This is a genomic window from Anaerobacillus sp. MEB173, assembly GCF_052119505.1.
Lineage (GTDB): Bacteria > Bacillota > Bacilli > Bacillales > JBJMAU01 > JBJMAU01.
The window spans coordinates 192,506-207,925 of sequence record NZ_JBJMAU010000004.1; the positions used below are offsets into that span (position 1 = coordinate 192,506).

Consider the following 15,420-nt stretch of genomic DNA (forward strand, 5'->3'; position numbering starts at 1 on the left):
GCTCAACTTAATTGTTGAAACAGACACGGAAAAAATATTGTGAAGCTGCCGCACGAATGGCAGCTTCTTTTTCTTTAGAAAAGCTAATAATAAAACAAGTAGCAGGTCCAGCAGATTGAGAGAGATCAAGTTCACAGCGATATCCATTATGTTGAATTGCGTTTTCAGCTAATAACTGTTCTAATTCATAACCAATACCTTTTGAACCAACAGGAAGTGCTTCATAAACACCTTCCATGTTGATAAGCTGTGAGAATATCGCTAATGGAACAACTTTTTCTTGTTCAGTAATGATCCTTTCACCAACTAACGGTGAACCGATTACTGCAAACGTTGCATCTTTCGGCGTAACAGCAACCCTCTTTTTTTCTTGATCGACTTTACCTATTACAGTAAATCCTGCTGCTGACTGAAGTAAAGGGAAGTTCGTTTCGGAGCTGCCAGTAATCTGAACTGAAGAAAAGCCGATCTCTGTACAAGCTTTCCTTGCCCCTCTTATTAACTCTTCCCACACATGATCATTAACAAGATTTTGAATGACCAATCCAAGAGGTTCAGCTCCGACTGCTAGCAACTCCATTAATGCAACACGAAACCCATAATAACTCACAACATCATACGGTACACGAACCTCATCCGCTTCTTTTAAACCTGTTGCACCAGAACAATCGGTACTGATTACAATCTCCTCGTCGTTTTGCAGAGGCAGAAAAAGTAAATCCCTCATGCTACCATTCCATTTTTTGACATACTACTCTTTTCATACCATCGCTCCAGCCTCGGAATAACAGCCACCGCTGCAAATAGATTAAACAATGTACCGACTAAGAGACTTGGTAATAAGGCAATATAGAAGCCCGTTCCAATAAGGAAAACAAATGGAAGCGGGGCTAGAAAGGCATTGCCGACAACAAAGATCACATAACTTGACTTCTTCCAGCCTTTACGGAAGATATAACCAAATCCCGCTAATAAGAATGCCATTTCTACAGCAATAATGAGGTGAAACGGTCCTAACGGCAATCCAGCAACTCCTGCTGAAATCAAGTGACCCATCAACGCTACAATTGCCCCATAATACGGGCCAACAACAGTCGCAGCAACAACAGCTGGAAATGAATCAAAGGCAACACTACCAACAATCGCAGGTATTTTAATCATTGCACCAACAACAGACAGACTAATAAAAATAATTAGTAATGTCGTTTTTTTCACCATTACTTATCCTCTTTTCTTTTTCCTTCACGAAAAACAAGTGCACTGCGCTCATATTCAACATCCTTCACATTAAGACGAGCGTTAATGACACGGGCTACTGCAAAGAAATAATCAGATAATCTGTTCAAATATTTTAAAACGATTGGATTTGTCACTGCATCCTGTTGAAGTCTAGTTGCATAACGCTCGGCACGACGAGTAACTGTACGACAAATATGAATGCTCGCTGCAGCTGGTGATCCCCCTGGCAAGATAAACTTCTCAAGTTCTGGAGCTTGTTTAATATAGTCATCAATACGTTCCTCTAAAAACGTCACCATTTCTTGACTCGCTTTGTACGGATATTTATCCGAAACCATCGCTAAATCACCACCACAATCAAACAGCTCATGCTGAATTTTTACAAGTTCAGCGATGATATCACTGAATTTTTGATCATCAAGCTGCGTAATTGCCTGACCAACAAACGAATTGACCTCATCAATTGTTCCATACGCCACAACACGAATATCATCCTTTGCAAGTCTTCCCCCAATTACACTAGTCTTTCCCTCATCACCAGTACGAGTATATAACTTCATACTAAAATCCCCCTTAATTAATTTAGAATTTATAATTTAGAATTTATAATTTAGAATTAAGAATTACTGAAAGTAACTTCATGAAGTACTTACAATCTTCCTTGAACATAGCAAAAACAATTCTACATTCTAAATTCTTAATTCTACATTTAACTTTCACTCTCAACTCTTTACTTTTTGAGGTATTCCATACCATACCACATCAACTTGCTCAGCTTCAGTAACTGTATCTTGATAGCACCATCCGACGTAATCTCGCCATGTACGTTCTTCTTCAGAAACAGGAACTACTCCTTTTGTGATGTCTGCACCAATTAGAATTAAATAACGACCTTCATCTTCTTGCTCCCAGTTTAACCCTTCTTGTAAAAATACCTTATAACTTTCTCTGGTATTTTCCGCGCCATAAATTCTTACTATTTCCTTTACAAATTGCTCTATGCCGCTGATTACGATAACCTTCGAAGACTTGTTTGTAAAATGCGGAAACGAGGTTACTATATTTTTATAATTATTATACCAATTCCAATCTTCACGGTCTCTTAACTGATAGGTGTGATAGACCCACTTTCCTTTTCCATTAAAGGCACCACCGATAACGAAGTGCATCTTTTCCCCCTCCTTATTAATGTACGATCTCCACACAATGTGTAGCCAGTACCAAAATCAACTGACCACTCCCACATGTTCTTTTTTTCAGGAGCAAACATTGAAAGAAAGGTGCGAATCGGGCCTCCATGACTAACAACAATGATATGATGAATAGAATGATTTTCTAGTAGTCTAATAATTCGATTCCAAACAGCCAAAACCCTTTCCTGAAAGACTGAGTACAACTCCCCATTATAAGGTGCCCGCTCCTCATAATGATTAAGCCAATCAACATAACTTGGGTCGTCTTTTAAGTCATTGTATGTCAGACCTTCCCAACTCCCAAAATGATACTCCCGTAAACCTTTGTCAACAATATATTGCGCATCGGGATATAGAAGCTCCACTGTTTGTTTACACCGTGTTAAATCACTGACTAAGAATACATCACCGTCAGGATACACTTTGGCTCTCTTTAACCCCAGTAGCTGTTGCTCCCCTTTTGGATGTAATGGAATGTCTGTCCACCCTAAATAACGCTTGTCTAGATTATACTCTGTCATCCCATGACGAAGTATAGTAATAGCCACATGATCAGCCATAGGACAGCCTCCCCTCCTTCAACTGATGCTCCTAGCGAATCACCTGTTACGCCTCCAAACGCCCACGTTATAAATCTCACATAAATAAAATAAAAAACAACACTACTAATTAGGAGAAATAAAGCAACAAGGATCACTTCAAATTGCAATAAGAAAATGAATCCGATAAACAGAAGAATAAGATAGATGAAATAATAGCTAATATCCTTTTTTGACACGTGTTTGCGAAAGGCATAAGCCATCCCCTCATTACGTGCAAGCTTCCCGTATATTAATACAACACCCATCACAATTCTTGAAAAAAATGGGATTATAACCAAAACAAGATAAATATATTCATAAGAAAACAGCAATACTTCATAGAGAAACAGAAAGCGCCAGCCTAACAGAAACAAGACCGAAAGTACACCGAAGGCTCCAACCCGAGAATCTTTCATAATCTCGAGCCGACGTTCTCTATCACGATAGGAAAAATAAGCATCACTACAATCAATCCAACCATCTAAATGAAGACCACCGGTAAATATAACCGAAAAGAAAAACAACCAAAATGCAATCGCTAACATTGAAAATGGACTATATTCGATGAGTAGATACGCTTGTAAAGCTAAGAGCAAACCTAACATGATCCCTACAAGTGGAAATGTTCGCACGCTCATCCTCGCCCGTTCACGGTCCCAGGGAATCTCTTTATTTAAAGGTAACACTGTTAAAAATTGAATCGATAAAACAAACCCATCAAAAAAGTAGTGTAGTTTATTATTTGACTGGTTCATTAATACTTTGGCTCCAACTTTCCATCTTCTCTATTAAATAATCTACATCAATGGCTTGTTCAACATGATCGGCCAAACGTTCAAACGACTTCTCTTTTTCAGCTTGTAAATAGCGAACATCCTGTTTAGTAAGACCTTTACTCTCCCGAATTTGATTAAGCCAATATGAACGCCACTTGTCATTGTGAAATAAATGATGTAAATATGTACCAATCACTTGTCCATTATTGTAGCTTACACCTTCATTCTCTCCATTTAAAACTAAGAACGGTGTCATCTTCTCCTTGGCTTTCTGCCATGTTGTATCTCCTAAATGAATTTCATATCCTTCGATTCGACCAACTTCATTTGCCCCTTCTCCATAAAGCGTGCCCTCAGAACGTACCGTCGTTTTTCGGGCTTGGAATTGTGTTTCTAATGGAACGATATTAAGTCCCTCACTTGTGGAACCAACGTCACCAGTATCTGTCCCCTCTGTATCGGTTAGCTTACTTCCTAACATTTGATACCCACCACATAACCCAACAACTCTGCCCCCGTTATTAGTAAATTGTTGAATTTTTTCAGCAAGCCCTTGTTTTTTCAAGAATGATAAATCATGAAACGTGCTTTTCGTACCAGGAATGATAACCGCATCAGGCTGACCAAATTGGTGAACATCACTTACAAATCGAATCGAAACATCCTCCTCAAAACGAAATGGTTCTATATCGGTATAGTTCGAAACATACGGAAGCTGAATGACGGCGAGATCAATAGCCTTCTTTTCACCGCTACTTTGAAACTGGGTCGTCATCGACAAGGAATCCTCGCCTTCAATTGTTAGCCCCCCTATATGAGGGACGACTCCAAGCACTTTTACCCCTGTTTTCTCCTCAATCCAACTGATACCGCTTTCAAATAGCGTGATATCTCCACGAAATTTGTTAATGATGACCCCAATCACTCGACTGCGATGCTCTGGCGGGAGTAATTCCAATGTACCAACAATACTTGCAAACACACCTCCACGATCAATATCAGCGATTAAAACAACAGGGAGATCTGCCAATTCAGCAACCTTCATGTTCACAATTTCCCGATCATTTAAGTTCATCTCAACAGGACTGCCAGCACCTTCGACTACAAGATACTCATAGTTCTTACAAAGTTGATCAAGTGAGTACAGAATCGTTTCAATTCCTTTTTCATAAAAATGCTCTCGATAATTACGACCTGATAACGTTTCATACGATTTACCAAATCGCACTACTTCTGCATCACGGTCATTACGGGGCTTCAGTAAAATTGGATTCATGTATACCGTTGCTGTCGTTTTGGCTGCCTCTGCTTGCACACCTTGTGCACGGCCAATCTCTTTCCCATCAACAGTAACATAAGAGTTGTTTGACATATTTTGTGACTTAAACGGAGCAACCTTATATCCTTTACGATGGATAATTCGACATAAAGCAGTGCATAGCACACTCTTGCCAACATCCGAGGCCGTCCCTTGAAACATAACCCCTTTCACAAATCAACACCCACTTTCATTTTTAGTTTAGAGTTTAGAATGTAGAGTGTAGAGTTATTGCAAGTCCCATCAAGAAGTCCATTAAAAACCACCTCTGAACCGACCTACAGTAATTCTAAATTATTAATTAATTATTAATTAATTCTTCATTTCTCTCACAATTCCATAATCAACCAACATTGCTGTATCAGCTAATGAAACAATTTCTTGATGAAGGTCTCCAAGTAGTTTCATATAATAAAATGTTCCTTGATCATTTGGAATTGGACTTTGAAGCAGTTCATTTGAGACGATGATAGTCGTGATTTCTTTTTGTTTACACATGATTACAAATGAGAGAATTTTCTCTTTAATATGCTGATGAAAGTTTTCATTCTGCCAGCTGGGGTTATCTTTGTCCCAATCGAAAAACAGTTCATTACTCAGCAGATTTGTTAAGCAATCTAGTAAAACAACATCACCGGTTTGAAATCTGTCTAGTAACTCAACAACATTTCGTGCTTGCTCAATAGTTTGCCAATTGGCACCACTTCTATTACGGTCATTTTTATGATGATTTACTCTCTTTTGCATTTCCTCATCTTCTGGAATACTCGTTGCAATATAGTATAATTGCTGATCTTCCCTGGCACAGTTGATTGCTAGCTGTTCAGCATAAGAGCTCTTTCCGCTTCTGACCCCGCCAGTAATAAAAGCAATCATCGTTTCCATCCCCTTAATACATCAAGTAATTTATTATTCTCAGTTTCTGTTTTAATCGCAAGACGCAGGTACTTTCCGTCTAAACCTTTAAAATTATATGTATGTCTAGGGATGATTCCATGTTCTATTAAGAATGTCATCAATGATTTCATATCTTTCTTATGCCCGTGCTCTCTTATTAAATAATAGTTGGTACTTGATTGCGACAGTATAAATCCTTGCTCTCGTATCAACGGAAACAACCGCTCCCGTTCAACAGCAATCTTCTCCCTCGATTTCTTGGCGTGTGAAGAAGCATTAAGACAAACAAGCCCAATCTTCTGTGCTAAACCATTTACACTCCATGGGTGCTGAAGCTGACGTAATTGACCGATAAGTGAAGGATGGGCAAGTAAATAACCTAAGCGAATACCAGCAATCGCATACATTTTTGTCAGCGAACGTAATACAATCAGGTTCGCGTACTCTTTGACAAACTCGGAAACTGATATGTCTTCCATACAGAAATCATAAAATGCTTCATCAACAATGACGACAACCCCTAGTTCCTCCGCTTTTTTGAATAAATAACCCCAGTGGCTTGGCTGATATACAACACCAGTTGGGTTATTAGGGTGACAAATAAAAAGGAGGTCCTTGTTTTTCATTTCTTTTACTAGTTTTTCAACATCGATTTGCCAGCCGTTTTCTTCACTTAGTAAAAAAGATTCAACATGAGAACCAAAAGCTTCACAAGCATCACGATATTCAGAAAATGTCGGCTCAACGATAAGGACTCGGCTTTGGCGAAAATGATTTCCAATAAGAAAAATGAGCTCAGCCGCACCATTACCAACTAAAATATGATCGGCAGAAATGTTTTCAGTTTTAGAAATTTCTTGCCTTAGCTCCTTAACGTGTGGATCCGGATAACTTTCAACATTCTGAAAATAATCAAGCCACTGCTCTTTAATTTCTGCTGGTGAACCATATGGATTTGTATTGACACTAAAATCGATAATCTCTTGTTTTACAGTTAACCCAAGTGCTTCGATCGTATGATTCGGATTCGCTCCATGGTTAGGTAATACCATATACAACACTCCCGACTACAAGCAAAAATAATGTAAATAGATAAACTGTCCGCTTCATAATTTTAATGGACAAATAAATATCTTTTGTTTTGAGATCCCTATGTTTTACGCCCATTTTGGCTCGATTTGATAAAACACCATGATATGTATTTTGACCGCCAAGCTGAATACCTAACAAAGCAGCAACAGCCGCTTCACCCCATCCACTGTTTGGACTTGGATGCTTCTTAGCGTCACGAAATAATACGGCAAAACACTCCCGCCGCGTATGATACGGCTCTGGCTTAAAGCTTATAACCATTAAAAGTCCCGTTAACCGACTCGGTATCCAATTTAATACATCGTCAAATCTTGCTGACGCCCAACCAAACTGTCCGAATTTTTCATTTTTATAACCTACCATTGAATCACACGTATTCACTGCACGATACAGCATCGCTAACGGTGCACCACCAAGCATCGCATAAAATAGAGGTGAAGTAACACCATCAGTAGTATTTTCTGCAACAGTCTCAACGGTGCCGCGGACAATTTCGGACTCTTGCAACAATTCGGTGTCCCGTCCAACAATCCAACTTAACTTCAATCGGGCACTAGGAAGGTCATCTTGCTGTAGCGGATCAGCAACTTCGACAGCGGCCTGTTCCAAACTCTTACTGGCGATTGTTGTTGAAATTAAGAGTGCCTCAGCTATGATCCCAGTAATAAAATGAATTTGATATGCAACATAAACAACGATTATCGAGATACATACAACAGAAGTTAAAACGAAACAGAGAAACAAGACACCTTTTAGTTTTTTAAAGTTGCCAACATTCAATCGTTTCTCAAAAAATGAAATGAGCTTTCCCATCCCGACAACAGGATGGGGGAGCCATTTCGGATCGCCAATGAACCGATCAATAACAAGAGCTAAGAAAACTGCGATAGTATGTGCTAAAATCATTCTTTATTCAACCTTCTTTTATTACGTTTTATCGCATTTATTGTTCCTTCATAAACCGCTTTGCCAATAGCTTTTCCAAGGGGTGTAATTGTTCCAGCATACTCCAGTTCTACCCCTGTTTGAGTAGCAGCAATACAAATGCTATCTGTTGAAGTGCCTGTAGCAATTGTTTTAGACATCGGATCATATATCTCCTCATCCTGTAGAGCTTTACTCTTTGCTTCGGTTGCTGTCGTTAATGCTTGAACAAAAGCAGCATCAGGCAGCTGACCTTCGATAAAAACCCACGTGTTGATCGTCCCTACACGGATAGCGTATTCCTGCTCATATGAGCGCGAAGCATCAACCGCATTAGACGTCCCAACTGTAACGACAGCAAACAGTGAAAACTCCTCTTCTTCTAATGTGATGAAAGAAGCATCTTCTAATCTCGCTGCAGTCATCATCGCTACCGTTTCCACAGTGTCTATCCCAGCTTGGTGAAGATATTCTTTAAATTCCTGTACTGGTTCTAATGCATTATAATTCCTGTCTACATGACGATTAACAAACGTCTTATTCCATCCGAAACCAGCACCAAGCATCGATGACGAAAGTGTTTTAAGCGCGATCGGACTATCAATTTTAATTATCTCCTTAGATTGATAAAGCTCAAATCGCCTAATGAGCGTTCGCTCATCTTGTGCATCCCGTTCAAGCATTAATGTAATGAGCGGCCTTGGCACATCGGGGTGTTCTTTACGGCTTAATGAGGTCTTGTATACATCCTTCAGCGTTGTCTCTTCCATAACATGAGCAGGGCGATCAATGACAACTTGCTTTCCTTCTTTTAATAATAAGAGCCGGTCACAGTAAAGACTTGCCATATTTAGATCATGCAGAATAGCGATTACGGTTAGTCCCTTTTCCCTTGACCACATCTTCAGTGAATCTAACAAACTGATTTGATATGAAATATCTAGATGATTAGTAGGCTCATCTAATAACAGGATTTCAGGTTGCTGTGCCAAAGCACGGGCAAGCAGTACCCGTTGTCTCTCACCACCGCTTAATGATTGGAGAGGTTTATTGGCAAAACTTAGCACCCCGGTTTGCTCCATAGCCTCAGTAATCACTTTTTCATCTTCTTTTGTTTTTGACTGCCATAACCCTTTTTGATAAGGATAACGTCCAAGAGAAACAACCTCTTTTACCGTATATGAAAAAGCTGTTTCTGAGCTTTGGGGTAACACAGCCATCATTTGTGCCAAATGTTTCGAAGAATATGAATGGATTGGACGACCTTTTATGAGCACTTCTCCTTCTTGAAGCGGTAAACCACCGTTTATCATCTTTAATAGCGTCGTTTTCCCACACCCATTAGGGCCCAATACCCCAAATATTTCTCCTTTTGTAACATCAAAGGAAACATTATGAATAACTCGATTTCGGTCATAACCCCCGCTCACCTGATTTACTTGTATCATGTGGATCACTCCATTATCTTTACGTACTTTCCATTATATTAGAGAACAATCAACGCTATTACATTCCCCTACGTGAACCTTCGACGCTGTCTAAGAAGAATAAGTCCAAAAACCGGTGCACCAATAAGAGCTGTAATGACACCAATTGGTAATTCAGTTGGGGCAATTATTGTACGGGCTACTAAATCACAAAGAACAAGAAAACCGCCGCCGATCATGACTGAAAGTGGTAGTAAATGGCGGTGATCAGGTCCCCAGATCAGTCGTGTCAAATGTGGAATAACGAGCCCCACAAATCCAATCGTACCTGATACAGCTACAGCCGCTCCTGTTAATAACGATGCACCTAGTAAAATCATTATTTTTCGTAATTGAACATTTACACCAATATGCTTCGCTGTTTCTTCACCAAATGCCAAAGCATTTAATTCTCTGCTATTGAATAAGAGAATAATCAATCCTGCCACAAAAAACGGGAGCATAATCCAAATGTAATCCCACCCACGCATTGACACACTGCCAAGCAGCCAGCCTATGATTTGACGTAATTCTTCTCCGGTCAATGCAATCATTAATGAAATAATCGACCCTAGAAATGAACTAAATATAATTCCTGTTAGAATGATTGTTTCAACAGTAAGTGATTTATTAGCAAGTTTCGCAAAAAACAGTACAAACAGTAATGTTATAAATCCGCATACAATACTAAAAAAAGGAAGAGTAAATTTCCCTAGCAATGGGATTGATATACCAAGAAATAATACAAACACTGCACCGACAGCTGCCCCTGAAGATACACCTAACGTATACGGATCAGCTAATGGGTTTTTTAGAAAACCTTGAAATGCAGCACCAGCAAGAGCCAGTGACGACCCAACTAATAAAGCAAGGATAACCCTTGGGAAACGAATGTCCATAACAATATGAACAAGCATCGGATCAACCTCTGCATGAATCGGAATACCGAACAAATTTTCAGATAAAATAAAGATGATAGTAGAAAAGGGAATCGATATACTCCCTATCGATATCCCTAATAATACAGCTAACATTAAAAACAATAACGCACAAAGATAAGCAATGAAACGATTATTGTGCAAAAATTTCTGGGTAGATGAGTTCTGCAAGTTTTTCGACCCCTTCAACTAAGCGTGGACCTGGGCGCTCAACGATGTTGGCTTCAATATTATAAACTCGTTCAGATTTCACAGCAGAAACTTCTTGCCAAGCTGGACGGCTTATAACATCCTCAACTGCTGTTTCCATACCCTCCCAATGTCCATAAGTAGTAATAATCACATCTGGATTCGTGCTAACAGCATCTTCCTCAGTATAATTCGGCCATCCTTCTTGGTCTCCGGCTGCATTAACAGCATGGATCATTTCAAGCATTTCATGCATAAATGTACCTTTCCCAGTCGTAAACAGGTCTGGGGCTGGCCAAATTTCAACCCAAACTTTCACTTGATCTTCTTCATTGATTTGTGCTGCTTTTTCAGTAATAACATTAATTCTTTCTTTCATCGAATTCACAATGTCTTGTCCTTCTTCAGCTTTACCAGTCACTGAAGCCACCATCTCAATTGAGCTGTACACTTCATCAAATGTAGAACCACCATTTGTTACAACAACGGTTAATCCAGCATTTCTTAATTGCTCAATACCTTCAGAAACGTTTAATGCATTAGCAAGAACGATATCTGGTTGAAGTGAAAGGATTTTTTCAACGTCAAATTCCATTCCACCAATACTATCTTTTGTGTCTTGAATCCCTTCTGGAAAATCATCGTTATCGGTAACAGCAATGACTTTGTCTAATAGATCTAGGGCATATAAAATTTCTGTATTACTTGGAGTAAGTGTAATGATACTTTCAGGTTCAGCCTCAACTGTAATTTCTTCACCGGTCGCATCTTTGACAGTTACTGGGAAGCTTGCTCCTTCAGCAGCCTCTTCTTCTGTAGCTTCATCTCCTTCAGTTACTTCCTCCACTTGTTCTTCGCTTTCATCGTTTGTCCCACCGTCTTCTGCTTCATTCGAACTGCACCCGAGTAGAACTCCTACTGATAATAGGACTGTAAAAAGTAATAATAACCACTTTTTCATTTGTCTCTTCATCTCCTTTATACATCTGTTAATATTCATGGTGTAAATCAAAGTCTCTACAACATAAAAAAAGCTCCCCTTCTGGAGAACTTAATTAAACAGTAGCATAGATAACGAAAATAACTGTAATCTACTTTACTGCTTCACCTTTTCCTCGAAGGATTCACAAAACATTAAGGCAGGTCTCCTGACTTACGCATGAACGAACATTTCCCCCTTCCCATCATCACTAGACAGTGGTTATAATGAAATGTTCTAACGTTTACAGTGGCGGGACCGTGTTGGAATTTCACCAACTTCCCTTTTAATCACAAATCGTGACCTTAATGTACAAATTATTAAATTGATTTACATTAACCATTATACATAATTTTCTCTTTTTTGACAGCTTTTTTACTAAGACCATTAACAATAAAGCAGACATATTATCACTGCTGTATTTTACAATGATGACTATGATATAATCGGAATGTTTACGTTTAATATAGTTAGGAGATGATACTGTGTCTGTAGAAGAACATCGCCAAGAGGCACCGAAGACAGTAAACTGTATGATTATTACTGTTTCTGACACACGTACGAAGGAGACAGATAAAAGTGGAAAGCTCATGCAAGAACTATTAGAGGAAAATGGCTTTCAAGTCGTTGACTACCACATCGTAAAAGATGAATATACAGCGATTCAAACACTCATTCGTGACGCCTCAGTCCGGGTTGATATAGAGGCCATTCTCCTCAATGGCGGTACTGGCATTACACTGCGTGATACTACATATGAAGCAGTACGTGATACATTAGATAAGGAAATGCCTGGTTTCGGTGAAATCTTCCGCTACTTAAGTTATGTTGAAGATATTGGCTCTGCAGCCATCTTAAGTCGGGCCATTGCTGGTGTACGCGGAAACACTGCTATCTTCTCTACTCCGGGCTCATCAGGTGCTGTTAAGCTCGCCATGAATAAACTAATCCTCCCGGAACTGACCCATGTCATGCGTGAAATCTATAAAGACAGGAAATGAGAGAATTTAGAATTTAAAATGTAAAATGTAAAATTAATAGGGCATTTTCAGAGTAGCACTTTGGAAGTGCCTCTTTGTTTTGCATTCAAGCAACTCTAAACTCTACACTCTAAGCTCTAAACTAAAGAAAAAAGCTGCCAAGAATAATCTTCTCGGCAGCAACGTTTCTTATGAAACAAAATTTTTCTGTTTATTTCGGGTTATTCCTCTATTTTGCGAGGGATAAAGAAGGAAAATGTCGTTCCTTCATTTAGGATACTATGAACAGAAATTTGCCCTTCATGAGCTTCAACAATATTCTTAGCAATTGCTAATCCTAAGCCTGTACCTGAGCGCCCACGAGTTCGGGCCTTATCCGCCTTATAGAATCGCTCAAACACAAACGGTAAGTCCTCTTCAGGAATACCAGATCCTGTATCTGTTATATCAACCTTAATCCCAGTTTCATGCGAATCTACGGATAAAGTGACACTTCCATTTTCACTCGTATGTCGAATCGCATTGTCAATTAGATTCGTTAATACTTGCTCAATTCGATCAGCATCGATCCAAATAATTGTATCATCATCGGCTGAAATCTGTGCATTCAGTTCGATACGATTATCGTGTGCTAACCCTTGAAACTTCCTGATAATCCTTCGACTAAACTCCCTGATATTCGTTGGCTCGATATTGAGCTGAATATTTCCTGATTCCATCCGCGCAAGATCAAGTAATTCATTCACAAGTCGGCCCATTCTTAATGACTCTTCGTAAATAATTTGCGCAAGCTCTTGTTGTTCTTCAACAGTACCAGCAATGCCATCAATGATTGCTTCACTATATCCTTGCAGCATAGCAATTGGTGTTCGTAATTCATGCGAAACATTTGCTATAAAGTCAGTTCGGAGTTTGTCTAAGCGGCGTTCCTCCGTCATGTCACGAAGAACAGCAACAGCACCACGGACAAATGATTTATCATATAGTGGTGTCATTACAATAACCCAACTGCGTCCTTGAACACTTACCTCTGTTAATTGATCTCTTTCTAATTCAACAACTTGTTGGAATAATACCTTAATGTCTTGCGGAAGGTGATCCTCTTGTAAATCATTAGCTTTCTGTTCATAATACCATGCTTGAATAAATCGCTCAGCAGGTGGATTCGTCACAACAATATTCCCTTTTCGATCAAGAGTAATAACACCATCAGCCATACTGCTTAAAATACTTGATAATTGTTCCTTTTCCTGATTTAAAGCCATAATATTTGCATTTAACTCTGATCCCATTCGATTAAAAGCCATTGCCAGCTGTCCAACTTCATCAGTTGTTAAAATAGGAACTTTCGTATCAAATTTACCTTTAGCAACTTCGAGTGATGCCTCACGCATTTTTCGAAGTGGTGCAGTAATACGGGAAGACAAGAAAAACGCAAAGATCGTCGTTAAGATAATCGCAATTGCTGCAGACAAATAAATTGTTTTCTTCGTTTGGTTTGTTGTTTCTTCGATCATTCGTAATGATTGATATAAAAATACCGCACCTTTTTTCCCTTCAAACATTTCAATTGGTACACCAACGATTAAAATCTCATTATGAAACTCATAGCCATTCATTGTAATCGGAAAATCACCTTGACTTACGACTAACTCATTGTTTTCAAAGACTTTAGCCAAATCTGGGTCTTCTTCAAATGTTGATATTGCAATATTCGGTAATCCTTGTTGATTCGGTGAATACCAATGGCGTTCTTCATCACCTATAATAACAACTTTTGCTGAATAAGCATTAACAATTTTCCAGGCTGTTGACAAAGCAACATCAATTTCCGATTCTTCCATGATATTTCCAATAATTGTCGCTTGATTCGTTAGCTGTTCTTCAGCCTGTTCTCGGTGAAATTTCTCAAACGATTGCAATAGCATAATCGTTAAAATTGTTAGTACAACTAATACAAGGGCAAGTATGGTTATCCATAACTTCCCTACTAGACTGCGCCAAATCATTACTCTTTCACAGCCTCAAACTTATAACCTACGCCCCAAACGGTAGAGATTGTACTTGCCGCTTCCGGGGAAACACGATTTAACTTTTCACGTAATCGTTTAATATGTGTATCCACTGTACGTAAATCACCGAAAAATTCATAATTCCAAACATCTTTCAACAATTGTTCCCTTGCAAATACTTTATCTGGTGACTGTGCTAAGTATAGAAGGAGTTCATATTCTTTAGGAGTTAGACTAATCTCCGTACCATTTACGGTAACACGGTGGGCATCATTATCAATCGTCAAATGTTGAAACACTAATACATCTTTTGTAGATGTTTCTGTTTCCAAAAACTTCGTTGATGACGATCTACGTAGTAACGCTTTCACACGCAGGACAACCTCTCTTGGACTAAATGGCTTCGTAATATAATCATCTGTCCCGGCCTCAAAGCCTTGAACACGGTTTGCTTCCTCACCTTTTGCTGTTAACATAATAATTGGCGTTGCTTTTGTTTTTCGGACTTCCTGACATACTTCAATCCCATCTATTCCAGGCATCATTAAATCTAATAGTATAAGATCATAATTATTTTGTTGTGCTAATTCTAAAGCAACCTCTCCATTTTCTGCATCATCAATATCATAATTTTCTCTTTCTAAATACATTCTAAGAAGTCGGCGAATGCGCTCTTCATCATCTACAACTAGAATTCTTGCTTCTTTTTCCACTAGAATTTCCCCCTTTGTCAGTACGAAAACATAAAATATTATTTTTGAATTATGCTTTTTATTTATAGGCATATTATTTGACAATTTTATTGTACCACGGAGTTACTAATACAGAAATATTTT

16 protein-coding genes and 1 riboswitch are annotated in these 15,420 nt (G+C 38.9%); of the genes, 1 reads left to right on the plus strand and 15 read right to left on the minus strand.

The genetic code is table 11. The annotated features are described in order from the left end of the window. Positions 1-7 precede the first annotated feature (7 nt). The 13 genes from ACJ2A9_RS10795 to ACJ2A9_RS10855 form a co-directional block, all read right to left on the minus strand. Entirely contained in the window at positions 8-727 is a 720-nt protein-coding gene (locus ACJ2A9_RS10795) for an AIR synthase related protein (RefSeq protein ID WP_441421658.1), read from the minus strand. Beyond that, on the minus strand, positions 724-1,218 hold the full coding sequence (locus ACJ2A9_RS10800; RefSeq protein ID WP_441421659.1) for an ECF transporter S component: 495 nt from the start codon (positions 1,216-1,218) through the stop codon (positions 724-726). The genes ACJ2A9_RS10795 and ACJ2A9_RS10800 overlap by 4 nt, the downstream gene beginning before the upstream one ends. Then, positions 1,218-1,799, minus strand: coding sequence for a cob(I)yrinic acid a,c-diamide adenosyltransferase (locus ACJ2A9_RS10805; protein WP_441421660.1), 582 nt, complete (start codon positions 1,797-1,799; stop codon positions 1,218-1,220). The genes ACJ2A9_RS10800 and ACJ2A9_RS10805 overlap by 1 nt, the downstream gene beginning before the upstream one ends. 162 nt (positions 1,800-1,961) lie before the next feature. Continuing rightward, the gene (locus ACJ2A9_RS10810; protein ID WP_441421661.1) at positions 1,962-2,408 is read right to left on the minus strand and encodes a bifunctional adenosylcobinamide kinase/adenosylcobinamide-phosphate guanylyltransferase; all 447 of its coding nucleotides are present in this window, start codon (positions 2,406-2,408) and stop codon (positions 1,962-1,964) included. Then, complete coding sequence (locus tag ACJ2A9_RS10815) at positions 2,342-2,992, minus strand: histidine phosphatase family protein (protein WP_441421662.1); 651 nt, start codon at positions 2,990-2,992, stop codon at positions 2,342-2,344. Before ACJ2A9_RS10815 ends, ACJ2A9_RS10810 begins: the two co-directional genes overlap by 67 nt. Further along, the gene (gene cobS / locus ACJ2A9_RS10820; protein ID WP_441421663.1) at positions 2,950-3,768 is read right to left on the minus strand and encodes an adenosylcobinamide-GDP ribazoletransferase; all 819 of its coding nucleotides are present in this window, start codon (positions 3,766-3,768) and stop codon (positions 2,950-2,952) included. Before cobS ends, ACJ2A9_RS10815 begins: the two co-directional genes overlap by 43 nt. Continuing rightward, positions 3,752-5,281, minus strand: coding sequence for a cobyric acid synthase (locus ACJ2A9_RS10825; RefSeq protein ID WP_441421664.1), 1,530 nt, complete (start codon positions 5,279-5,281; stop codon positions 3,752-3,754). Before ACJ2A9_RS10825 ends, cobS begins: the two co-directional genes overlap by 17 nt. A 138-nt stretch (positions 5,282-5,419) precedes the next feature. After that, positions 5,420-5,983, minus strand: coding sequence for a bifunctional adenosylcobinamide kinase/adenosylcobinamide-phosphate guanylyltransferase (locus tag ACJ2A9_RS10830; RefSeq protein WP_441421665.1), 564 nt, complete (start codon positions 5,981-5,983; stop codon positions 5,420-5,422). After that, entirely contained in the window at positions 5,980-7,056 is a 1,077-nt protein-coding gene (gene cobD, locus ACJ2A9_RS10835; protein ID WP_441421666.1) for a threonine-phosphate decarboxylase CobD, read from the minus strand. Before cobD ends, ACJ2A9_RS10830 begins: the two co-directional genes overlap by 4 nt. Next, positions 7,043-8,002, minus strand: a complete 960-nt coding sequence (gene cbiB, locus ACJ2A9_RS10840; RefSeq protein ID WP_441421667.1) for an adenosylcobinamide-phosphate synthase CbiB — start codon at positions 8,000-8,002, stop codon at positions 7,043-7,045. Before cbiB ends, cobD begins: the two co-directional genes overlap by 14 nt. Beyond that, positions 7,999-9,468, minus strand: a complete 1,470-nt coding sequence (locus ACJ2A9_RS10845; RefSeq protein WP_441421668.1) for a heme ABC transporter ATP-binding protein — start codon at positions 9,466-9,468, stop codon at positions 7,999-8,001. The genes cbiB and ACJ2A9_RS10845 overlap by 4 nt, the downstream gene beginning before the upstream one ends. Positions 9,469-9,536: 68 nt before the next feature. Then, complete coding sequence (locus ACJ2A9_RS10850; protein ID WP_441421669.1) at positions 9,537-10,595, minus strand: FecCD family ABC transporter permease; 1,059 nt, start codon at positions 10,593-10,595, stop codon at positions 9,537-9,539. Further along, complete coding sequence (locus tag ACJ2A9_RS10855) at positions 10,558-11,574, minus strand: ABC transporter substrate-binding protein (RefSeq protein WP_441421670.1); 1,017 nt, start codon at positions 11,572-11,574, stop codon at positions 10,558-10,560. The genes ACJ2A9_RS10850 and ACJ2A9_RS10855 overlap by 38 nt, the downstream gene beginning before the upstream one ends. A 160-nt stretch (positions 11,575-11,734) precedes the next feature. Further along, positions 11,735-11,915, minus strand: a riboswitch (cobalamin riboswitch). Between the two features lie 210 nt (positions 11,916-12,125). On the opposite strand from ACJ2A9_RS10855, the gene ACJ2A9_RS10860 reads away from it, so the two are divergent. Continuing rightward, entirely contained in the window at positions 12,126-12,593 is a 468-nt protein-coding gene (locus ACJ2A9_RS10860; RefSeq protein WP_441421856.1) for a MogA/MoaB family molybdenum cofactor biosynthesis protein, read from the plus strand. Between the two features lie 200 nt (positions 12,594-12,793). On the opposite strand, the gene ACJ2A9_RS10865 is transcribed toward ACJ2A9_RS10860, so the two are convergent. Next, positions 12,794-14,581 carry an ATP-binding protein gene (locus ACJ2A9_RS10865; RefSeq protein ID WP_441421671.1) on the minus strand — a complete coding sequence of 596 codons (1,788 nt, stop codon included), beginning with the start codon at positions 14,579-14,581 and terminating at the stop codon, positions 12,794-12,796. Beyond that, positions 14,581-15,297: a response regulator transcription factor gene (locus ACJ2A9_RS10870; protein ID WP_441421672.1), complete on the minus strand. Its 717-nt coding sequence runs from the start codon at positions 15,295-15,297 to the stop codon at positions 14,581-14,583. Before ACJ2A9_RS10870 ends, ACJ2A9_RS10865 begins: the two co-directional genes overlap by 1 nt. Between the last annotated feature and the right edge of the window lie 123 nt (positions 15,298-15,420).